This is a genomic window from Streptomyces sp. NPDC051976 (genome assembly GCF_040680795.1).
GTDB lineage: Bacteria > Actinomycetota > Actinomycetes > Streptomycetales > Streptomycetaceae > Actinacidiphila.
Genome location: NZ_JBFAXL010000014.1, coordinates 23,434 through 44,458, shown reverse-complemented (window position 1 = coordinate 44,458; position 21,025 = coordinate 23,434). Strand labels below are relative to the sequence as shown.

Genomic DNA, 21,025 nt, shown 5'->3' with positions numbered 1-21,025 from the left:
ACCCGGCCCGGCCCGAGTCCGGCCCGGAACGCCTGCACGCACCCCACCGACCCAAGGGAAAACCAGCGCGATGACCCCGACGGAATCCTCCTCCGCCGAACTGCGGGACCTGCTGCTCGCCCGGATCCGCGATGTGCCGGACTACCCGAAGCCCGGTGTGGTCTTCAAGGACATCACCCCGCTGCTGGCCGACCCGGTCGCCTTCAACGCCCTCATCGACGCCCTGGCCGGGCTGTGCGCGCGGCACGGCGCCACCAAGGTGGTCGGCCTGGAGGCCCGCGGCTTCATCCTCGCCGCGCCCGCCGCCGCCCGCGCGGGGCTCGGCTTCGTCCCGGTCCGCAAGGCCGGGAAGCTGCCGGGGGAGACCCACGGGCAGGCGTACGAGCTGGAGTACGGCACCGCCGAGATCGAGATCCAGACCGACGCCTTCACCGCTGACGACCGCGTCCTGGTCATCGACGACGTCCTCGCCACCGGCGGCACCGCCGAGGCGGCGCTGGAGCTCATCCGCCGCAGCGGCGCCTCGGTGGCCGGTCTCGCCGTCCTCCTGGAGCTCGGCTTCCTCGGCGGCCGGGCCCGGCTCGCCCCGGCCCTCGGCGACACCCCGCTGGACACCCTCATCGCGCTCTAGGGCCTGTCGGCGGATCACGAACGGCCCCTTCGGCGCCTGGCACGCACGCCCACTGCGTTGCCGAAATGCCCAAATAGCTCCGCTATGAGGACACTCCGGCGCCTTGCGGTCGCACGCACCAGACGCCGCCTGGACCGCCCATGATCCGCCGACAGGCCCTAGCCGTCATGGGCGCTCCCACGGCCCCCAGAGGCCGTCAGAGCGCCCGTGGCGCCCCGCGGGCATCAGCAGACCCACCCGGCACCGTACGGCCGCACACGGGCCTCGTACGGCCGCGCAGCCGGGCGCCCGGCACCTCCGCGCGCCCGGCCGACGCCGCAGGTCGATACCATGGGACTTCTACCCCGCGTGAGGAGTGCTCTTGCCAGACGAGGCCCAGCCGCTCGACGCCGCAGACGGGTCCGAGCCGGCCGCCGGCGGGACGGACTCCGCCGCCGACAGCCAGGCAGTCGCGCCCAAGCCGACGACCCCCGCGGCCGTCCGGCCCGTACGCACGCCGGGAAGCGTCACCCCGACCCGCCCCGGTGCGTCCTCCAGCCGCGTCCGCGCCCGCCTCGCCCGGCTCGGTGTGCAGCGCTCCAGCCCGTACAACCCCGTGCTCGAACCCCTGCTGCGGGTCGTACGGGGCAACGACCCCAAGGGCGACAGCGCGCAGCTGCGCCAGATCGAGCGGGCCTACCAGGTCGCCGAGCGCTGGCACCGCGGCCAGAAGCGCAAGAGCGGCGACCCGTACATCACCCACCCGCTCGCCGTCACGACCATCCTCGCCGAGCTGGGCATGGACCCGGCCACCCTGATGGCGGGGCTGCTGCACGACACCGTCGAGGACACCGAGTACGGCCTGGACACCCTGCGCCGCGACTTCGGCGACCAGGTGGCGCTGCTCGTCGACGGCGTCACCAAGCTCGACAAGGTGAAGTTCGGCGAGGCCGCGCAGGCCGAGACCGTGCGCAAGATGGTCGTCGCGATGGCCAAGGACCCCCGGGTCCTGGTCATCAAGCTCGCCGACCGGCTGCACAACATGCGCACCATGCGCTACCTCAAGCGCGAGAAGCAGGAGAAGAAGGCCCGCGAGACGCTGGAGATCTACGCCCCGCTGGCGCACCGGCTGGGCATGAACACCATCAAGTGGGAGCTGGAGGACCTCGCCTTCGCGATCCTCTACCCCAAGATGTACGACGAGATCGTCCGCCTGGTCGCCGAACGCGCCCCCAAGCGCGACGAGTACCTGGCCGTGGTCACCGACCAGGTCCAGCAGGATCTGCGCGCCGCCCGGATCAAGGCGACCGTCACCGGCAGGCCCAAGCACTACTACAGCGTCTACCAGAAGATGATCGTCCGCGGCCGGGACTTCGCGGAGATCTACGACCTGGTCGGCATCAGGGTGCTGGTCGACACCGTCCGCGACTGCTACGCGGCGCTCGGCACCATCCACGCGCGATGGAACCCGGTCCCCGGCCGGTTCAAGGACTACATCGCGATGCCGAAGTTCAACATGTACCAGTCGCTGCACACCACGGTGATCGGCCCCAGCGGCAAGCCCGTCGAACTGCAGATCCGCACCTTCGACATGCACCGCCGCGCCGAGTACGGCATCGCCGCGCACTGGAAGTACAAGCAGGAGGCGGTGGCGGGCGCGTCCAAGGTGCGCACCGACAGCCCGCGCTCCGACAAGAAGGACGACGCGGTCAACGACATGGCGTGGCTGCGCCAGTTGCTCGACTGGCAGAAGGAGACCGAGGACCCCGGCGAGTTCCTGGAGTCGCTGCGCTTCGACCTCTCGCAGAGCGAGGTCTTCGTCTTCACGCCGAAGGGCGACGTGATAGCGCTGCCTGCCGGTGCCACACCGGTGGACTTCGCGTACGCGGTGCACACCGAGGTCGGCCACCGGACGATAGGCGCCAGGGTCAACGGCCGTCTGGTGCCGCTGGAGTCGACCCTCGACAACGGCGACCTGGTGGAGGTCTTCACCTCCAAGGCGGCGGGCGCGGGCCCGTCGCGCGACTGGCTGGGCTTCGTCAAGTCACCGCGCGCCAGGAACAAGATCCGCGCCTGGTTCTCCAAGGAACGCCGCGAGGAGGCCGTCGAGCAGGGCAAGGAAGCCATCGCCCGGGCGATGCGCAAGCAGAACCTGCCGATCCAGCGGGTGCTCACCGGCGACTCCCTGGTCACCCTCGCGCACGAGATGCGCTACCCCGACATCTCCGCGCTCTACGCGGCGATCGGCGAGGGCCACATCACCGCGCAGTCCGTCGTCCAGAAGCTGGTCGACGCGCTCGGCGGCGAGGAGGGCGCGACCGAGGACATCGCGGAGATCACCACTCCGACGCAGGGCCGCAGCAAGCGCCGCGCCAACGCCGACCCCGGTGTGGTCGTCAAGGGCACCAGCGATGTCTGGGTGAAGCTGTCGCGCTGCTGCACCCCGGTGCCCGGCGATCCGATCATCGGTTTCGTCACCCGCGGCAACGGCGTCTCGGTGCACCGCGCCGACTGCGTCAACGTGGACTCGCTCTCGCAGCAACCCGAGCGGATGATCGAGGTCGAGTGGGCGCCCACCCAGTCCTCGGTCTTCCTGGTCGCCATCCAGGTCGAGGCGCTCGACCGCTCCCGGCTGCTGTCCGACGTCACCAGGGTGCTGTCCGACCAGCACGTGAACATCCTGTCCGCGGCCGTCCAGACCTCCCGCGACCGGGTCGCCACCTCCCGGTTCACCTTCGAGATGGGCGACCCCAAGCATCTGGGTCACGTCCTGAAGGCGGTCCGCGGCGTGGAGGGCGTCTACGACGTGTACCGGGTGACCTCGGGCCGCCAGCGGTAGCGCCCGCAACCGTGCAAGAGCGGCGGGCGGGCCTGGATCTCTCCGGGCCCGCCCGCCGCTCCGTTGCCTGCTGCTTGTCTGCGGCTAGCCGCCGAACTCCTGCAGCCCCTTGAGCGCCTGGTCGAGCAGCGCCTGGCGGCCCTCCAGCTCACCGGCGAGCTTGTCGGCCTTCGCGGTGTTGCCCGCGGCCCTGGCGGCGTCGATCTGCGCGCGCAGCTTGTCGACGGCGGCCTGGAGCTGGCCGGTCAGCCCGGCGGCGCGGGCCCGCGTCTCGGGGTTCGTACGGTTCCACTCGGCGTCCTCCTGCGCCTGGAGCGCCCGCTCCACCGTGTGGATTCGCGCCTCGATACGGGGACGGGCGTCGCGCGGCACATGCCCGATCGCCTCCCACCGCTCGTTGATGGACCGGAACGCGGCACGCGCCGCCTTCAGATCCGTCACCGGGAGCAGCTTCTCGGCCTCGACGACCAGCTCCTCCTTGAGCGCGAGGTTGTCGCGCTGCTCGGTGTCCCGCTCGGCGAACACCTCGGAGCGGGCGGCGAAGAAGACGTCCTGGGCGCCGCGGAAGCGGTTCCACAGGTCGTCCTCGGCCTCGCGCTGGGCGCGGCCTGCCGCCTTCCACTCCGTCATCAGCTCGCGGTAGCGGGCCGCCGTCGGCCCCCAGTCCGTCGAACCGGACAGCGACTGCGCCTCGGTGACCAGCTTCTCCTTGGTGCGCCTGGCCTCCTCGCGCTGCGCGTCGAGCGACGCGAAGTGCGCCTTGCGGCGCTTGGAGAACACCGAGCGGGCGTGGCTGAACCGGTGCCACAGCTCGTCGTCCGCCTTGCGGTCGAGCCGGGGCAGGCCCTTCCAGATGTCGACCAGGGCGCGCAGCCGCTCACCCGCGGTACGCCACTGCTCGCTCTCCGCGAGCTGCTCGGCCTCGGCGACCAGCTGCTCCTTGGCCGTCCTGGCCTCTTCGCTCTGCTTGGCCTTCGCCGCCTTGCGCTCCTCGCGGCGGGAGTCCACCAGCTCGACCAGCGCGTCCAGCCGGACGCCCAGCGCCGCCAGGTCGCCCACCGCGTGCGCCTCGGTCACCGCGGTGCGCAGGTGCTCGATCGCCGTCAGGGCGTCCTTGGGCGCGAGATCGGTGGTCCGCACGCGTCGTTCGAGGAGGCCGATCTCCACCACGAGTCCCTCGTACTTGCGCTCGAAGTAGGCCAGCGCCTCCTCCGGAGAACCCGCCTGCCACGAACCGACCTCCTTCTCACCGTCGGCCGTACGCACGTACACGGTCCCCGTCTCATCGACGCGGCCCCACGGGTCGCTGCTCACAGCGCCTCCTCCATGTGATGCCTGGCCGGCTCACGGCCGGCGGGCATCTTCCACAGTATTTCTCCGGCCGGGCTGCGCGCCCGTCACGGTCCAACGCCAACATAGGCGACCAGCGCCCCGGCTGTCCGCATCCGATGCGGCACCAATCAGGATTTGCTGACCGTCGCCTTGTTGATCACCACGGTCGCGTTCGGGGCCCCGTCGCCCTGCCCGCTGGACTCGCCGGCGCCCGCGATCTTGGTGAGCACCTTGAGGCCGTCAGGTGAGATCGTGCCGAACGGCGTGTAACTGGGAGCCAGCGGGCTGTCCTTGTAGACCAGGAAGAACTGGCTGCCGCCGGTGTGCGGCTGGCCGGTGTTGGCCATCGCCACGGTGCCGGCCGGGTAGGTCACCGTGCCCTGCGCGCCGGCCTTGCCGAGCGACGTCAGGTTCTCGTCGGCGATGGTGTAGCCGGGACCGCCGTTGCCCTGGCCGGTCGGGTCGCCGCACTGCAGCACATAGATACCGGCGGTGGTCAGCCGGTGGCACTTGGTGTGGTCGAAGAAGCCCTTGCCCGCCAGGAAGTTGAAGGAGTTCACCGTCTCCGGTGCCTTCGCCGCGTCCAGCGCGATCGGGATCGCGCCGCAGGTCGTCTGCAGGGTGAAGGTGTACTTGGCGCTCTTGTCGATGGTCTGCGCCGGCTCCTTCTTCCACTGCTCGGAGCCCGGGCTGCCCGCGGCGGGCTTCGCGCACGGGTCCGGCCCCTTGGGCTTGGCGCTGGCCGAGGCGGAGGCGGACGGGCTGGCGGGGTTGTTCGACGCGTCGGTCTTCTTCTTGTCGCTGCTGAACGCGCCGGCCGCGGCCGCGATGCCACCGCCGATCACGACGACGGCCAGGACGGCGGCGATCGCCGAGTTGCGGGTGCGCGACTTGCGCCGCTGCTCCACCCGGCGCTCCTGCTGCCGCTCGAACTTCTCCCGGGCGAGCTGCCGCCGCCGCTGATCCTTGGTGACCACTTCGCCGTCTCCCGGTCGTCTGGTGTGTGCCGTAGGTGCTGTGTGTTTACTGTGTTTCCGCTGTACATCCGCGTGCCGCACGCGAATACACGTGCGGCAGATCTTCGCGTCCCCGGGCGCCCGCAGTCCAGTCCGCGACCGGGTCGATGCGGGCACGATACGAGTTCGCGACCGTACGGCCGTCGCCGGTAGGCTCTTGAGCTGCGGACGCCGCCCGATCGGACGCCGGGGCACGTCCCACGCGAGGTCCGAAGAGACTTTCGACGACGACAGAAGGACGAACGTGCTGATTGCCGGGTTCCCGGCCGGGGCCTGGGGGACCAACTGCTACGTGGTCGCCCCCGCCGCCGGCGAGGAGTGCGTGATCATCGACCCGGGCCAGGACGCGACCCGGGGCGTCGAGGAGACGCTCGCCAAGCACCGGCTCAAGCCCGTCGCCGTCATCCTCAGCCACGGCCACCTCGACCACACCGCGTCGGTGATGCCGATCTGCGGCGCGCGGAACGTGCCCGCGTGGATCCACCCCGAGGACCGCTACATGCTCACCGAGCCGGAGAAGGGTCTCGGCTTCTCCGTGGGCGAGCAGATCATGGGAACGCTGACCATCGGGGAACCGGACGACCTCAGGGAGCTGTCCGACGGCTTGCCGCTGGAGATCGCGGGGATGGAGTTCGATGTCGCGCACGCGCCGGGCCATACCAGGGGGTCGGTGACGTTCCGGCTGCCCGAGAAGGCCGACATCCCGTCGGTGCTCTTCTCCGGTGACCTGCTCTTCGCCGGCTCCGTCGGACGTACCGACCTGCCCGGTGGCTCCACCGCCGAGCTGTTCGAGTCGCTGGCCCGCGTATGCCTGCCGCTCGACGACTCGACCGTGGTGCTGTCGGGACACGGCCCCCAGACGACCATCGGCCGCGAGCGCGCCGCCAACCCGTACCTGGTGAAGGCGGCCGGCGGCTCAGGAGCCGCACCACAGGCTCCACGACGAGGAATGTGACGGATTCAGTGAGTTCCGCTGTGACCCCCTTCCAGGCCCCCAAGGGCACCTACGATCTGCTGCCGCCCGACTCCGCGGTGTTCCTCGCCGTGCGCGAGGCGATCGCCGCCCCCGCCCGCCGCGCGGGCTACGGCTATGTCGAGACCCCCGGCTTCGAGAACGTCGAGCTGTTCTCCCGCGGTGTCGGCGAGTCCACGGACATCGTCACCAAAGAGATGTTCACCCTCACCACCAAGGGCGGCAGCCAGCTGGCGCTGCGTCCCGAGGGCACGGCGTCCGTGCTGCGCGCGGCCCTGCAGGCCAATCTGCACAAGACCGGGAATCTGCCGGTCAAGCTCTGGTACTCGGGCTCGTACTACCGCTACGAGCGTCCGCAGGCGGGCCGCTACCGGCACTTCTCGCAGGTCGGGGCCGAGGCGATCGGCGCCGAGGACCCGCTGCTCGACGCCGAGTTGATCATCCTGGCCGTCGACGCCTACCGCTCGCTGGGCCTGACCGGCTTCCGGCTGCTGCTGAACTCGCTCGGCGACAGCGAGTGCCGCCCGGCCTACCGGACCGCGCTGCAGGACTTCCTGCGCGGGCTCGACCTGGACGACGACACCCGCAAGCGGATCGAGATCAACCCGCTGCGGGTGCTGGACGACAAGCGCGAGGCGGTGCAGAAGCAGCTCAGCGGGGCGCCGCTGATCGCCGACCACCTGTGCGAGGCGTGCAAGGCGTACCACGAGCAGGTGCGCGAGCTGCTGACGGCGGCCGGGGTGGCGTACGAGGACGACCCCAAGCTGGTGCGCGGGCTCGACTACTACACGCGCACCACCTTCGAGTTCGTGCACGACGGGCTCGGCTCGCAGTCCGCGATCGGCGGCGGCGGGCGGTACGACGGCCTGTCCGAGATGATCGGCGGCCCGGCGCTCCCGTCCATCGGCTGGGCGCTCGGCGTGGACCGCACGGTGCTGGCGCTGCGCGCGGAGGGCGTCGAGCTGCCGCTGCCGCCGGCCACCGACGTCTACGCGGTGCCGCTCGGCGAGGAGGCGCGGCGGACGCTGTTCACCACCGTCACCGCGCTGCGCAGGGCCGGGCTCGCCGCGGACTTCGCCTTCGGCGGCAAGGGCATGAAGAACGCGATGAAGTCCGCGAACCGCTCCGGCGCCAGGTTCGCGCTGGTCGCGGGGGAGCGGGACCTCGCCGAGGGTGTCGTGCAGATGAAGGACCTGGAGAGCGGCGAGCAGCGGCCGGTCGCCCTCGACGAGATCGTGGCGGTGCTCACCGAACGGCTGGCGTGACCGAGGCCGTGACCACGGCTGTCGCCGACCGCGGTGGCGAGGTGTGAAACGGGGGGCGTACGGAGAGGATCCGTACGCCCCCCGTCCGTGTACGAGGCCCGCAGGGCCGGTCTCGTCCACAGTGCGCTGGTGCACAATGAGGATGCCCGGCAACCCCCACCGACCCAGAGAACGGCCATCATGACGACTTCCGCGCTGGACGAGAGCCGAACCGACAGCGACGACGACGAGCGCCCGACCGCGGTCCTCATCGGAGCGGGACGCGCGTACACCTGGCTCCTGGTGATCTGCGCCGCGCTCGGCACCCTGGCGTCGTTCGTGATCACCGATGACAAGTTCAAGCTGCTGGAGGACCCGGGCTTCAAGCCGGCGTGCAGCCTGAACCCGATCATCTCGTGCAGCAACATCATGCAGAGCGACCAGGCCCACGCGTTCGGCTTCCCGAACCCGATGATCGGCTTGATGGCGTACCCGGTGGTGATGTGCCTGGCGATCGGCATGATCGCCGGCGCCCGCTACCGCCCCTGGTTCTGGCTGGGCCTCCAGGCGGGCACCCTGTTCGGCGTCGGATTCGTCACCTGGCTCCAGTACCAGTCGCTGTACTCGATCGGCTCGCTCTGCCTGTGGTGCAGCCTGGCCTGGGTCGTCACCATCCTGATGTTCTGGTACACCGCCGTGCACAACATGAAGCACGGCGTCATCAAGGTCCCCGCGGGCGCGCGCGCTCTGGTGCTGGAGTTCCACTGGGTGGTGCCGGTGCTGTGGTTCGGCATCCTCGCCACCCTGATCCTGGCCCGCTGGTGGGCCTACTGGAAGACGCTCATCTGAGGCTGCCGCGACCGGTGGCGGACCGGGTTGTCAGCGCCACGGCTTAGGCTGCACGCGTGGAGCCAGACCTGTTCACCGCCGCAGCAGAGGACCGTCAGGAGCGGGACCCGGGCAGCAGCCCGCTCGCCGTACGGATGCGTCCCCGTACTCTCGACGAGGTCGTGGGCCAGCAGCATCTGCTGCGTCCGGGCGCGCCGCTGCGGCGGCTGGTGGGGGAGGGCGGCGGCGGGCCGGCCGGACCGTCGTCGGTGATCCTGTGGGGGCCGCCCGGCACCGGCAAGACCACGTTGGCGTATGTGGTGAGCAAGGCGACCAACAAGCGGTTCGTGGAGCTGTCGGCGATCACCGCGGGCGTCAAGGAGGTCCGCGCGGTCATCGAGAGCGCCAAGCGCCAGGCGGGCGGCTACCAGCGCGAGACCGTGCTCTTCCTGGACGAGATCCACCGCTTCAGCAAGGCGCAGCAGGACTCGCTGCTGCCCGCGGTGGAGAACCGCTGGGTCACCCTCATCGCCGCCACCACCGAGAACCCCTACTTCTCGATCATCTCGCCGCTGCTGTCGCGCTCGCTGCTGCTCACCCTGGAGCCGCTCACCGACGACGACCTGCGCGGTGTGCTGCGCCGCGCGGTCGGCGACGAGCGGGGCCTCGCCGGGGCGGTGACGCTGCCGGAGGACTCCGAGGCGCATCTGCTGCGGATCGCCGGGGGCGACGCCCGGCGGGCGCTCACCGCGCTGGAGGCGGGCGCGGGTTCGGCCATCGCCAAGGGCGAGGACGCCCTCACCCTGGCCACCCTGGAGGAGTCCGTCGACCGGGCCGCGGTCAGCTACGACCGCGACGGCGACCAGCACTACGACGTGGCCAGCGCCCTGATCAAGTCCATCCGCGGCTCCGACGTGGACGCCGCGCTGCACTATCTGGCGCGGATGATCGACGCGGGCGAGGACCCGCGCTTCATCGCCCGCCGGCTGATGATCTCCGCCAGCGAGGACATCGGCCTGGCCGACCCCACCGCGCTGCCGACGGCGGTCGCCGCCGCGCAGGCCGTGGCGCTGATCGGCTTCCCCGAGGCCGCCCTCACCCTCAGCCACGCCACCATCGCCCTCGCCCTGGCGCCCAAGTCCAACTCCGCGACCACCGCGATCGGCGCCGCGCTCGCCGACGTCCGCGCGGGCAAGGCCGGACCCGTACCGCCGCACCTGCGGGACGGGCACTACAAGGGCGCCGCCAAGCTGGGCCACGCCCAGGGGTACGTCTATCCGCACGACGTGCCCGGGGGCATCGCCGCCCAGCAGTACGCCCCCGACGAGCTGCGCGGCCGCCGCTACTACGAGCCCACCCGGCACGGCGCGGAGGCGCGCTACGCCGACATCGTCCAGTGGGCCCGGGAGCGGCTGTCCGGCGCGGGGGAGTGAGCGGCGGGCGCCCGGACCGCCAGGACCCCGGGGACTATGACTCCCGGGCCGCCTCGAAGAGGGTCCGCATCGCCCGCCGCGCGCCGTCGAGCTCGGTGACCGGCTCGGGGAAGTCGAAGCGCGCGTCGAAGGTCGTGTCGTCGCCGCTGAAGCGGACCCGCAGGCCGAAGCGGTCGAGCGCGAGCGGGACGGCGGCGACGGCCCGGCGTGCCACGCCACCCTCGCAGGAGGTGCCGTCCGCACCGACCAGCGCGCACAGCAGGCCCACCTCGGCGCCGTGCGCCGCCGCCAGATGCTGCAGCAGCTCCGTCTCGTACCCGGCCAGCGGATCCGCCTCGGCGGCCGCGAACTCGTCGGGCTCCACCAGCGCCGTGCCCCACAGATCGTCCACCGAGACCTCGCCCGGCTCCAGCCGCAGCAGCGCCGTACCCGCCTCGAAGGCGCCGCCGGGCACCAGGGTGAGCCAGCCCGCCACCCAGGCGCGGCCGCGGATCCGGTGCGGCACGGCGACCGGTGCGACATCCGTGATCTCCAGCACAGCGGCGGCTTCGCCGTCCGGCGCGGCCTCGACCGCCCGCACCACGGCGGAGTCCCGCGCGAACAGCAGGAAGACGTCGCCGTGCGGGCCCACCGAGCGGCGCAGCGGCGTCATCGGCTCGCCGGGGGCCGGGCTCAGTCCAGGAATGACGAGCGCGGCCGACGAGTTATTCTCGACGAGAGTTCGCGCGCGTTCTGCTGCCGAGGGCAGCCGGGGCGCTTCTTCCACTTCGGGACGCGGCTGACCATGGGCCGGTACGCCGGACATGGGGTTCCCGGGTCGAATCATGCGATCTCCTCAGCTAAGGTAAGCCTTACCTAATTTACACGGAGGTTCGACGCACGTGAATCAGTCGCGTCCCAAGGTCAAGAAGTCCCGGGCGCTGGGCATCGCGCTCACCCCGAAGGCGGTCAAGTACTTCGAGGCACGCCCCTACCCGCCGGGTGAGCACGGTCGCGGTCGCAAGCAGAACAGCGACTACAAGACCCGGCTGCTGGAGAAGCAGCGGCTGCGCGCGCAGTACGACATCAGCGAGCGGCAGATGCAGCGCGCCTACGACCGCGCCAAGAAGGTGTCCGGCAAGCGGACCGGTGAGGCGCTGATCATCGAGCTCGAGCGCAGGCTCGACGCGCTGGTGCTCCGCTCCGGGCTGGCCCGCACCGTCTACCAGTCGCGCCAGATGGTCGTGCACGGCCACATCGAGGTCAACGGCCGCAAGGTCGACAAGCCGTCGTTCCGGGTCCGGCCCGACGACGTCGTGACCGTCCGCGAGCGGTCCCGCGAGAAGACGCCGTTCCTCGTGGCGCGCGAGGGTGGCTGGGCCGGCGAGGGCGAGACCCCTCGCTACCTCCAGGTCAACCTCCAAGCCCTCGCCTTCCGCCTCGACCGCGAGCCCAACCGCAACGAGATTCCCGTCATCTGTGACGAGCAGCTCGTAGTCGAGTACTACGCCCGCTGACGCGCGCGGAAGACCTGTGCCCCGAAGGGGCGCGGGGAACTGCGCGACCAGCCGTCGCGTGCCTGCACGTCACCACCGGCCCCAGAGGGGCAGATCGGTTGTCTTCGGACCACCGGCCCGGTGGGGGCTAGTCGCGCAGTTCCTCGCGCCCCTGGGGGGCGACGGCGCGGGTGCGCGGGGTCGGGAGGGAGCCCGGGGGAAGGGGGGCCGGGAGGGGCGCCCGGGGGCGGCCGGTGGTGGCGCGGTGGACCGCGGCGTCCAGGCCGAGCCGACTGCCGTCAACCAGCGCGGCGGCGTAGTCGACGTCACCCAGAGCCGCGCGCAAGCGCGCCTCGCAGAGCGTGTGCGGGGCGTTGAAGAAGCGCGAGCCGAAGAGCCGCAGCCCCACCGACTCCCAGAGCCGCCCCGCGGCACCCTGGAGGACCGCCGCCTCCTGCGGGGCGCCCTCGCCCTCGGTGATCAGGGCCAGGAGTTCCAGCGCCAGCACCGCCCCCACCAGGTCGTGGAAGGCGTGGTCGATGGCGAGCGCCTCCTCGGCCATCCGCCGGGCCCGGGCGGCGTCGCCCGACAGCCAGGCCGCGTACCCGAGCACATAGAGCGCGTACGCCAGCGTCCACCGCTCGCCGTGGTCCTGGCAGATCTGCCGCGCCTCCTCGGCCAGCGCCACCGCCTGCGGCAGATCCCCCTGGAACGCCACCGCCATCGCCAGCTCGACCTGCGCCATCAGGACGTTGCTGTTCAGCTCGCCGATCCGCCGGTAGCGGCCCAGCGCCTCGCTGATGAAGGTCTCGGCCCGCGGCATGTCGTCGGACACCAGCGCCAGGCACCCCAGCCGGTGCACCGCGTACGCCGCCGCGACGTCGTTGCCGGTGGCCTCCGCCTCGGCGCGGCACTCCTGGAGCACCCCGAGCGCGGCGACCGAGTCGCCCTGCAGCAGCGACACATAGCCGTACACCCACATCGCCTTGGCGCGCGCCTCCGACGGGCCGGGTGCCACGTCGAGCGCGCGCTCCAGCCAGTGCCGGCCCTCGGCCAGCCGCCCGCAGCCCGCCCAGCAGAACCACAGGGTGCCCGCCAGGTACTGGCCGATGGCCGGGTCCTCCGGCGGTCGGCCCGCGGCGCCGTCCAGGCTGAACTCCAGTGCCCGCCGCAGATTCGGCATGTCCGCCTCCACCCGGGCGGCCACCTCCGCCTGCCGGGCGCTGAACCAGTCCAGCTCGCACCAGGTGGCCAGCCCCAGGTACCAGTCGCGGTGCCGCCGCCGCATCCGCGCGTCGTCGCCCAGCGCGGTCAGCCACCCGGCACCGTACTCGCGCACCGTGTCCAGCATCCGGTAGCGCACCAGGCCGTCGCCGCCCGTCTCGCAGCTGAGCACCGACTGCGACACCAGCGCCTCGACGGTCTCGGTGATCTCGTCCTCGGGCAGATCGGGGCAGGCGCAGACGTACTCCACCGCCTCCAGGTCGAACCGCCCGGCGAAGACGGACAGCCGCGCCCACAGCAGCCGCTCCCGCGGGGTGCACAGCTCGTGGCTCCAGCCGATCGCGGTACGCAGCGCCCGATGCCGGGCGGGCGCGCTGGGATCGCCGCCGGTCAGCAGCCGGAACCGGTCGTCCAGCCGGTCCAGCACCTGCTCGACGGAGAGCGCCCGCAGCCGTACCGCGGCCAGCTCCAGCGCCAGCGGCAGACCGTCGAGGCGGGCGCACAACTCGACCACGGGACCGCTGTTGGCGCCCGTCACGGCGAACCCGGGCAGCACCGCCGCCGCGCGCCGCGCGAACAGCCGTACCGCGTCGCCGTCCGCGTCCGGCGCCGGGAGCGGCTCCACCGGCAGCAGATGCTCGCCGGTGACACCCAGCGAGCGACGGCCCGCCGCCAGCACCCGCACCGCGGGCGCCCGCCGCAGCAGCGCGGCGGTCAGCTCCGCGACCTGCGGGCACAGTTCGTCGTACCCGTCGAGCACCAGCAGCGCCTCGCGGTCCGCGAGATGCTCGGTCAGCGCCACCAGCGGCTCGCGCGCGGTGTTGTCCGGCACCCGCAGCGCCGCGGCCACCGTGTGGCCCAGCAGCGAGGCGTCCCGCAGCCCCGACAGCTCCACCAGCCAGACCCCGTCGGGGAAACGGTCCTGCGCCTGCCGGGCGGCGTGCAGCGCGAGCCGGGACTTCCCCACACCGCCGACCCCGGTCAGCGTGGTGAGCCGCGAGCGCGACAACATCGCCGACAGCTCGGTGAGTTCGGACGTCCTGCCGACGAAGGCGTTCAGCTCCGCCGGGAGGTTACCCACGGTCTCCATGGTGTACGGAGCGTACTTGAGAGTGTGCGGAACGTACAATCCCACCACCCGAGAGCCCCTCCGGCCCCGCGTTTCCGCCCCGCCCGCGCCCCGGCGCCACGCAGCTAATGCGGTACGGACGCCCAGGCCGCTCGCGATAAGGTCGGTACTCAGTCGACAGGTGATTTCGAGGGGGCGCGGCAAGGTGTCCGGTGGAGAAGTGGCGGCCATGATCGTGGCGGTCTTCTGGGCGATCCTGGTGTCGTTCCTGGCCGTCGCGCTGGTCCGGCTGGCCCAGACACTCAGGCGGACCACGCAGTTGGTGGCCGGGATCACCGAGCAGGCCGTACCGCTGCTCGGCGAGGCGTCCGACGCGCTGCGCACCGCGCACACCCAGCTCGACCGGGTCGACACCATCACCGCGGACGTGGCGGAGGTGACGGCCAACGCCTCCGCGCTGTCGTCCACCGTGGCCTCGGCGTTCGGCGGCCCGCTGGTCAAGGTCGCGGCCTTCGGGTACGGGGTGCGGCGCGCGGTCGGCCTGCGGGCCGGCGGCCCCGTCCGCCCCGCGCCCGGCACCGTGACGGCAGGCAAGGTGCTGCCCGCCGCCCGGCGCGGCGGCCGACGCAACCGCTCGAAGGACTGAGGCCCCATGTTCCGCCGTATGTTCTGGTTCCTGACCGGTGCCGCCACCGGAGTCTGGGCGACCACCAAGGTCAACCGCGTGCTGCGCAGGCTGACCCCGGAGAGCCTGGCCGCCACCGCCGCGGACCGCGCGCTGGAGACCGGCGCCCGGCTGCGGGTGTTCGCCCAGGACGTGCGGGCGGGCATGAACGAGCGCGAGACCGAACTGCACGACGCCCTGGGGCTGACGGCCCCGGAACCAGAACTCCCGGCACAGCGCCGGGGCATTGCGTACAACCGGAAGGACGATCACTGATGGAGTCGGCAGAAATCCGCCGCCGCTGGCTGCGCTTCTTCGAGGAGCGCGGGCACACCGTCGTGCCGTCGGCGTCCCTCATCGCCGACGACCCCACCCTGCTGCTGGTCCCCGCGGGCATGGTGCCGTTCAAGCCGTACTTCCTCGGTGAGGTCAAGCCGCCGTTCGCCCGCGCCACCAGCGTCCAGAAGTGCGTCCGCACCCCGGACATCGAAGAGGTCGGCAAGACCACCCGGCACGGCACCTTCTTCCAGATGTGCGGCAACTTCTCCTTCGGCGACTACTTCAAGGAAGGCGCCATCAAGTACGCCTGGGAGCTGCTCACCAGCTCCGTGGCGGACGGCGGCTACGGCCTGGAGCCGGAGAAGCTCTGGATCACCGTCTACGAGCAGGACGACGAGGCCGAGCAGATCTGGCGCGACGTCATCGGCGTGCCCGCCGAGCGCATCCAGCGCCTCGGCATGGGCCCCAACTTCTGGTCGATGGGCGTCCCCGGCCCCTGCGGCCCGTGCTCCGAGATCAACTACGACCGCGGCCCCGACTTCGGCGTCGAGGGCGGCCCCGCCGTCAACGACGAGCGGTACGTGGAGATCTGGAACCTCGTCTTCATGCAGTACGAGCGCGGCGCCGGCGAGGGCAAGGAGAGCTTCCCGATCCTCGGCGACCTGCCGTCGCAGAACATCGACACCGGTCTCGGCCTCGAACGCCTCGCCATGATCCTGCAGGGCGTGCGGAACATGTACGAGACCGACACCCTGCGCGTCATCATGGACCGCGCCACCGAGCTGACCGGCGTCCAGTACGGCGCCGCCCAGCACACCGACGTCTCGCTGCGCGTGGTCGCCGACCACATGCGCACCTCCGTGATGCTCATCGGTGACGGCGTCACCCCCGGCAACGAAGGCCGCGGCTATGTGCTGCGCCGCATCATGCGCCGCGCCATCCGTAACATGAGGCTGATGGGCGCCACCGAGCCGGTGGTCGCCGAGCTGATGGACGTCGTCATCAAGACGATGGGCGAGCAGTACCCGGAGCTGGTCACCGACCGCAAGCGGATCGAGTCCGTGGCGCTCGCCGAGGAGGCCCGCTTCCTCAAGACGCTCAGGGCCGGCACCAACACCCTGGACACCGCCGTCACCGAGACCAAGTCGGCGGGCGGCACCGTCCTCTCCGGCGAGAAGGCGTTCCTGCTCCACGACACCTGGGGCTTCCCGATCGACCTCACCCTGGAGATGGCCTCGGAGCAGGGCCTGACCGTGGACGAGGACGGCTTCCGCCGCCTGATGAAGGAGCAGCGGGACCGGGCCAAGGCCGACGCCAAGGCCAAGAAGACCGGGCACGCCGACCTGTCCGCGTACCGCGAGGTCGCCGACCGCTCCGGCAGCACCGAGTTCACCGGCTACACCCAGAACCACAACGAGGCCACCGTCGTGGGCCTGCTCGTCGACGGCGTCCCCTCGCCCGCCGCCACCGAGGGCGACGAGGTCGAACTGGTCCTGGACCGTACGCCGTTCTACGCCGAGGGCGGCGGCCAGCTCGCCGACACCGGCCGGATCCGGCTGGACTCCGGCGCCGTCGTCGAGGTGCGCGACGTGCAGCAGCCGGTGCCCGGCGTCAGCGTGCACAAGGGCGTCGTCCAGGTCGGCGAGGTCACCGTCGGCTCCGGCGCGCTGGCCCAGATCGACCTGGTGCGCCGCCGGGCCATCGCCCGCGCCCACAGCGCCACCCACCTCACCCACCAGGCGCTGCGCGACGCTCTCGGCCCGACCGCCGCACAGGCCGGTTCCGAGAACTCGCCCGGCCGCTTCCGCTTCGACTTCGGCTCGCCCGCCGCCGTCCCCGGCACGGTGCTCACCGACGTCGAGCAGAAGATCAACGAGGTGCTGGCCCGCGAACTCGACGTCACCGCCGAGGTGCTGCCGATCGCCGAGGCCAAACGCCAGGGCGCCATCGCCGAGTTCGGTGAGAAGTACGGCGAGCACGTACGCGTCGTCACCATCGGCGACTTCTCCAAGGAGCTGTGCGGCGGCACCCATGTGCACAACACCTCGCAGCTCGGCCTGGTGAAGCTGCTCGGCGAGTCCTCGATCGGCTCCGGCGTGCGCCGCGTCGAGGCCCTGGTCGGCGTGGACGCCTACAACTTCCTCGCCCGCGAGCACACGGTCGTCGCCCAGCTCACCGAACTGGTCAAGGGCCGCCCCGAGGAGCTGCCCGACAAGATCTCCGGCATGCTCGCCAAGCTCAAGGACGCCGAGAAGGAGATCGAGCGCTTCCGCGCGGAGAAGGTGCTCCAGGCCGCCGCCGGGCTCGCCGACAGCGCCGCCGACATCAACGGCGTCGCCCTGGTCACCGGCTCGGTCCCGGACGGCACCGGCGCCGACGACCTGCGCAAGCTGGTCCTCGACGTCCGCCAGCGCATCGGCGGCGGACGTGCCGCCGTCGTCGCCCTGTTCACCGTGGCCAACGACCGCCCGCTGACCGTGATCGCCACCAACGAGGCCGCCCGCGAGCGCGGCATCAAGGCCGGCGAACTCGTCCGCACCGCCGCCAAGACCCTCGGCGGCGGAGGCGGCGGCAAGGACGACGTCGCCCAGGGCGGCGGCCAGAACGCCGGCGCCGTCCAGTCCGCGATCGAGTCCGTCCAGCGGCTCGTGGCAGAGAAGGCCTGACGGCGGCATGAGAAGGGGCCGCCGTATCGCGGTGGATGTCGGGGACGCCCGGATCGGGGTCGCCTCGTGCGACCCCGACGGGATCCTCGCCACTCCGGTGGAGACCGTGCCCGGCCGGGATGTGGAGGCGGCGCTGCGGCGACTGGCGGCGATCGTCGGGGAGTACGAGCCGCTCGAGGTCGTCGTCGGGCTGCCCCGGTCCCTCAGCGGGAGCGAGGGGCCGGCGGCGGCCAAGGTCAGGGACTTCGCGCAACGTGTGGCGAAAATCATCTTCCCGGTGCCGGTGCGCCTCGTGGACGAGCGCATGACGACTGTGACAGCCGCTCAGGGGCTGCGCGCGTCCGGCAGGAACGCGAAAAAGGGACGCTCCGTAATCGACCAGGCTGCGGCCGTCATCATTCTGCAGAGCGCTCTGGAGACCGAACGGGTGTCGGGTAAAGCTCCGGGCGAGAGCGTCGAAGTAGTCCCCTGATGGCGATACGGTAACGTTCCGCGCGACACGGCGGCGCCTTCGGGCGCCGCCCGTTTCGCAAGGTCGGCAGGCCCGTTGCCGGCCGCGTACCAAGGGGACCGATGACTGACTATGGCCGGGGCTCCGGCTCCGAACCGTGGCACCCCGAGGACCCGCTCTTCGGTGACCGCTACGACCAGGCGCAGCAGCCGCATCCGCCCCAGCAGCCCCAGCAGCAGTACCAGGGCGGCTGGGATGACCCGTACGCCACCGGTCAGCACCCCCAGCAGCAGTACCCGCAGCACCAGGGCCAGCAGCAGTACCAGCCGCAGTCGCCCCAGCAGCCGCAGTACCAGCAGCAGTACCCCCAGCAGCAGGGCCAGCCCCAGCAGCAGTACCCGCAGCACAACGGGCAGCAGCAGTACCAGCAGGCGCGGTACGACGGCGGCTACGACACCGGCTCTCACCCGGTCGGCGGATACGGCGGGCAGGACCCGTACGGCGGACACCAGCCGCAGGACCCGTACTCCACCGGCCAGCAGCCGGATTTCTACGGGCAGCAGGGCTACCCGCCGCCGCAGCAGCCGCAGTACCGGCAGCAGCCGGGCCAGCCCCAGCAGCCGATGCAGGGACAGCGGATGCGGCAGGGCGCACCGGCGCCGGCGGCCCATCCGCAGGAGCCGGGCGCGCAGCCGCTGCGGACGGCCCCCGACACCACCGGTGACTGGGACGCGGAGGCCGAGGACGACCCCCGCGAGCACGCCTTCTTCGCCGACCGCGACGACGATGACGACGAGGACGACACCTCCGTCGCGAACAGCGGCGGCCGCAGGTCGGGCAAGACCGCGGGCAAGGGCACCTCGAAGGGCGGCAAGAAGCGCCGCAGCGGCTGCGCCTGCCTGGTGGTCGTGATGGTCCTGGCGGGCGGACTCGGCGGCGCCGGGTACTTCGGCTACGAGTTCTACCAGAGCCACTTCGGCCCGGCGCCCGACTACACGGGCAGCGGCTCCGGCGAGGTCCAGGTGCAGATCCCCACCGGATCGACGCTCACCACCATGGGCAACATCCTGAAGAACGCCGGGGTCGTGAAGAGCGTGGACGCCTTCACCTCGGCGGCGCGCAAGAACCCCAAGGGCCAGTTCATCCAGGCCGGGGTCTACGTGCTCAACCGGAACATGTCCGCGGCCGCCGCGGTCACCATGATGCTCGACCCCAAGTCGCAGAACGCGATGATCGTCAGCGAGGGCATGCGCGACGCGCAGATCTACGCCGCGATCGACAAGCGGCTCGGCCTCGCCGACGGCGCGACCCTCAAGGTCGCCCGCGCCCAGGCCAAGAACCTCGGCCTGCCCGACTGGGCCGACACCAACTCCAAGATCAAGGACCCGCTGGAGGGCTTCCTCTTCCCGTCCCGCTACAGCGTCGCCAAGGGCATGAAGCCCGAGACCCTGCTGCGCGAGATGATCGGCGAGGCGAAGAAGCAGTTCGCCGCGTACGACCTGGCCGCGGAGGCGAAGAAGCAGGGCCTCAAGTCGCCGCTGGAACTGCTGACCGTCGCCAGCCTGGTGCAGGCCGAGGGCAAGACGAACGACGACTTCCGCAAGATGGCCAAGGTCGTCTACAACCGCCTGGTGCCGACGAACAAGGAGACCTACGGGATCCTGCAGTTCGACTCGACGTACAACTACATCAAGAACCAGAACGAGACGAAGCTGAACCTGGAACAGATGCGGCAGCTCGACGACCCGTACAACACGTACAAGTACAAGGGCCTGCCGCCCGGTCCGATCGGCAACCCCGGACTGGTGGCGCTGAAGGCGGCGATGAGCCCGGACAGCGGGAACTGGTACTACTTCATCTCCCTCGACGGGAAGACGACGAAGTTCACCGAGACCCAGGCCGAGTTCAACAAGCTGAAGGCCAACTACCACCCCTAGCCCGCAGCCGCGGACAGGAACCGGACGGATCACTCTTTCGTGGGTACCACCGAACCGCACCCGGGCACCCCGGGCACGCGCCGCGCCGCCGTGCTCGGGTCGCCCATCGCCCACTCGCTCTCTCCCGTGCTGCACCGCGCGGCGTACGCCGCGATGGGCCTGAGCGACTGGCGCTACGACCGCTTCGAGGTGGACGAGGCCGCGCTGCCCGGCTTCCTCGACGGGCTCGACCCCGCCGTCTGGGGCGGGCTGTCGCTGACCATGCCGCTGAAGCGGGCCGTGCTGCCGCTGCTGGACGACATGACCGCCACCGCCGCGTCGGTGGAGGCGGTGAACACCGTGGTGATCGGCCCCGGCGGGCGCCGCAGCGGCGACAACACCGACATCCCCGGCATGATCGCCGCACTGCGCGAGCGCGGCATCACCTCGGTGCCGTCCGCCGCGGTCCTCGGCGCCGGCGCCACCGCCTCCTCGGCCCTCGCCGCCCTCGCCCAGATCTGCACCGGCGAGGTCACCGCCTATGTCCGCGGCCCCGAGCGCGCCGCCGAGATGCGGCAGTGGGGCGAGCGGCTGGGCGTCCTCGTCCGCACCGCCGACTGGGCCGACGCCGCCGAGGCGCTGGTCCGCCCGCTGGTCGTGGCCACCACCCCGGCGGGCGCCGCCGACCACCTCGCCGCCGCGGTGCCCGCCACCCCCGGCACGCTCTTCGACGTCCTCTACGACCCCTGGCCGACCCGGCTCGCCGCCGCCTGGGCCGACCGCGGCGGCGCTGTCGTCGGCGGCCTGGACCTGCTGGTCCACCAGGCGGTACTCCAGGTCGAACTGCAGACCGGCCAGGCCCCCGTACCGCTGGCGGCGATGCGCGCGGCGGGCGAGGCGGCACTCGCGGCGCACTGAGGCGCGGCGCCGTCCGCTCCCTGGACGCGGTTCCGGGCGGCCCGGCGAATCGTGGGAGGATCGAGGCGAGAACTCGCACGGGCGCGAT

At 71.7% G+C, this 21,025-nt stretch carries 17 protein-coding genes; 13 read left to right on the top strand and 4 right to left on the bottom strand.

What is annotated here, in order from left to right:
* Positions 1–70 precede the first annotated feature (70 nt).
* Together AB0M29_RS16830 and AB0M29_RS16825 are read left to right on the top strand one after the other, a co-directional pair.
* Positions 71–631 (top strand): adenine phosphoribosyltransferase, encoded by a 561-nt coding sequence (locus AB0M29_RS16830; protein ID WP_365383178.1) that lies wholly within the window; start codon positions 71–73, stop codon positions 629–631.
* 361 nt (positions 632–992) lie between these two features.
* Positions 993–3,449 carry a bifunctional (p)ppGpp synthetase/guanosine-3',5'-bis(diphosphate) 3'-pyrophosphohydrolase gene (locus AB0M29_RS16825; RefSeq protein WP_365383176.1) on the top strand — a complete coding sequence of 819 codons (2,457 nt, stop codon included), beginning with the start codon at positions 993–995 and terminating at the stop codon, positions 3,447–3,449.
* 84 nt (positions 3,450–3,533) lie between these two features.
* On the opposite strand, the gene AB0M29_RS16820 is transcribed toward AB0M29_RS16825, so the two are convergent.
* Both AB0M29_RS16820 and AB0M29_RS16815 read right to left on the bottom strand, forming a co-directional pair.
* Positions 3,534–4,763: a DUF349 domain-containing protein gene (locus AB0M29_RS16820; protein ID WP_365383175.1), complete on the bottom strand. Its 1,230-nt coding sequence runs from the start codon at positions 4,761–4,763 to the stop codon at positions 3,534–3,536.
* Positions 4,764–4,909: 146 nt separating this feature from the next.
* Positions 4,910–5,758 carry a peptidylprolyl isomerase gene (locus AB0M29_RS16815; protein WP_365383174.1) on the bottom strand — a complete coding sequence of 283 codons (849 nt, stop codon included), beginning with the start codon at positions 5,756–5,758 and terminating at the stop codon, positions 4,910–4,912.
* A gap of 283 nt (positions 5,759–6,041) precedes the next feature.
* Here AB0M29_RS16815 and AB0M29_RS16810 point away from each other — a divergent pair, with 283 nt between their 5' ends.
* The 4 genes from AB0M29_RS16810 to AB0M29_RS16795 all read left to right on the top strand — a co-directional run bounded on the left by AB0M29_RS16810 (position 6,042) and on the right by AB0M29_RS16795 (position 10,275).
* Positions 6,042–6,752 (top strand): MBL fold metallo-hydrolase, encoded by a 711-nt coding sequence (locus tag AB0M29_RS16810; RefSeq protein ID WP_365383172.1) that lies wholly within the window; start codon positions 6,042–6,044, stop codon positions 6,750–6,752.
* Positions 6,753–6,772: 20 nt separating this feature from the next.
* The gene (gene hisS / locus AB0M29_RS16805) at positions 6,773–8,035 is read left to right on the top strand and encodes a histidine--tRNA ligase (protein WP_365383170.1); all 1,263 of its coding nucleotides are present in this window, start codon (positions 6,773–6,775) and stop codon (positions 8,033–8,035) included.
* A gap of 180 nt (positions 8,036–8,215) precedes the next feature.
* Positions 8,216–8,863, top strand: coding sequence for a vitamin K epoxide reductase family protein (locus AB0M29_RS16800; protein WP_365383168.1), 648 nt, complete (start codon positions 8,216–8,218; stop codon positions 8,861–8,863).
* A 56-nt stretch (positions 8,864–8,919) separates the two neighbouring features.
* Positions 8,920–10,275 (top strand): replication-associated recombination protein A, encoded by a 1,356-nt coding sequence (locus AB0M29_RS16795; RefSeq protein ID WP_365383166.1) that lies wholly within the window; start codon positions 8,920–8,922, stop codon positions 10,273–10,275.
* 34 nt (positions 10,276–10,309) lie between these two features.
* Here AB0M29_RS16795 and AB0M29_RS16790 read toward each other — a convergent pair whose 3' ends face one another.
* On the bottom strand, positions 10,310–11,023 hold the full coding sequence (locus tag AB0M29_RS16790; protein ID WP_365383382.1) for a DUF2470 domain-containing protein: 714 nt from the start codon (positions 11,021–11,023) through the stop codon (positions 10,310–10,312).
* Positions 11,024–11,156: 133 nt separating this feature from the next.
* Here AB0M29_RS16790 and rpsD point away from each other — a divergent pair, with 133 nt between their 5' ends.
* Positions 11,157–11,771, top strand: coding sequence for a 30S ribosomal protein S4 (gene rpsD, locus AB0M29_RS16785; RefSeq protein WP_365383164.1), 615 nt, complete (start codon positions 11,157–11,159; stop codon positions 11,769–11,771).
* Positions 11,772–11,898: 127 nt separating this feature from the next.
* On the opposite strand, the gene AB0M29_RS16780 is transcribed toward rpsD, so the two are convergent.
* Positions 11,899–14,064 (bottom strand): tetratricopeptide repeat protein, encoded by a 2,166-nt coding sequence (locus tag AB0M29_RS16780; protein ID WP_365383163.1) that lies wholly within the window; start codon positions 14,062–14,064, stop codon positions 11,899–11,901.
* Between the two features lie 184 nt (positions 14,065–14,248).
* Here AB0M29_RS16780 and AB0M29_RS16775 point away from each other — a divergent pair, with 184 nt between their 5' ends.
* The 6 genes from AB0M29_RS16775 (at position 14,249) to AB0M29_RS16750 (ending at position 20,937) form a co-directional block, all read left to right on the top strand.
* Positions 14,249–14,689 carry a DUF948 domain-containing protein gene (locus tag AB0M29_RS16775; RefSeq protein WP_365383162.1) on the top strand — a complete coding sequence of 147 codons (441 nt, stop codon included), beginning with the start codon at positions 14,249–14,251 and terminating at the stop codon, positions 14,687–14,689.
* Positions 14,690–14,695: 6 nt separating this feature from the next.
* Positions 14,696–14,983: a DUF6167 family protein gene (locus AB0M29_RS16770; protein WP_365383160.1), complete on the top strand. Its 288-nt coding sequence runs from the start codon at positions 14,696–14,698 to the stop codon at positions 14,981–14,983.
* A complete protein-coding gene (gene alaS / locus AB0M29_RS16765; protein WP_365383159.1) occupies positions 14,983–17,652 on the top strand; it encodes an alanine--tRNA ligase in 2,670 nt (889 codons plus the stop codon). Before AB0M29_RS16770 ends, alaS begins: the two co-directional genes overlap by 1 nt.
* A gap of 7 nt (positions 17,653–17,659) precedes the next feature.
* Positions 17,660–18,124 (top strand): Holliday junction resolvase RuvX, encoded by a 465-nt coding sequence (ruvX, locus tag AB0M29_RS16760; protein ID WP_365383157.1) that lies wholly within the window; start codon positions 17,660–17,662, stop codon positions 18,122–18,124.
* Between the two features lie 101 nt (positions 18,125–18,225).
* Complete coding sequence (gene mltG, locus AB0M29_RS16755) at positions 18,226–20,040, top strand: endolytic transglycosylase MltG (protein ID WP_365383155.1); 1,815 nt, start codon at positions 18,226–18,228, stop codon at positions 20,038–20,040.
* A gap of 39 nt (positions 20,041–20,079) precedes the next feature.
* Positions 20,080–20,937 carry a shikimate dehydrogenase gene (locus AB0M29_RS16750; RefSeq protein WP_365383154.1) on the top strand — a complete coding sequence of 286 codons (858 nt, stop codon included), beginning with the start codon at positions 20,080–20,082 and terminating at the stop codon, positions 20,935–20,937.
* Positions 20,938–21,025 lie beyond the last annotated feature (88 nt).

What these genes read in the sequence shown, in the direction of transcription:
- AB0M29_RS16830 (WP_365383178.1), top strand. Translation starts at nt 71, where the DNA reads ATGACCCCGACGGAATCCTCCTCCGCCGAACTGCGGGACCTGCTGCTC.
- AB0M29_RS16800 (WP_365383168.1), top strand. Translation starts at nt 8,216, where the DNA reads ATGACGACTTCCGCGCTGGACGAGAGCCGAACCGACAGCGACGACGAC.
- AB0M29_RS16780 (WP_365383163.1), bottom strand. Translation starts at nt 14,064, where the DNA reads ATGGAGACCGTGGGTAACCTCCCGGCGGAGCTGAACGCCTTCGTCGGC.
- AB0M29_RS16770 (WP_365383160.1), top strand. Translation starts at nt 14,696, where the DNA reads ATGTTCCGCCGTATGTTCTGGTTCCTGACCGGTGCCGCCACCGGAGTC.
- alaS (WP_365383159.1), top strand. Translation starts at nt 14,983, where the DNA reads ATGGAGTCGGCAGAAATCCGCCGCCGCTGGCTGCGCTTCTTCGAGGAG.
- ruvX (WP_365383157.1), top strand. Translation starts at nt 17,660, where the DNA reads ATGAGAAGGGGCCGCCGTATCGCGGTGGATGTCGGGGACGCCCGGATC.
- mltG (WP_365383155.1), top strand. Translation starts at nt 18,226, where the DNA reads ATGACTGACTATGGCCGGGGCTCCGGCTCCGAACCGTGGCACCCCGAG.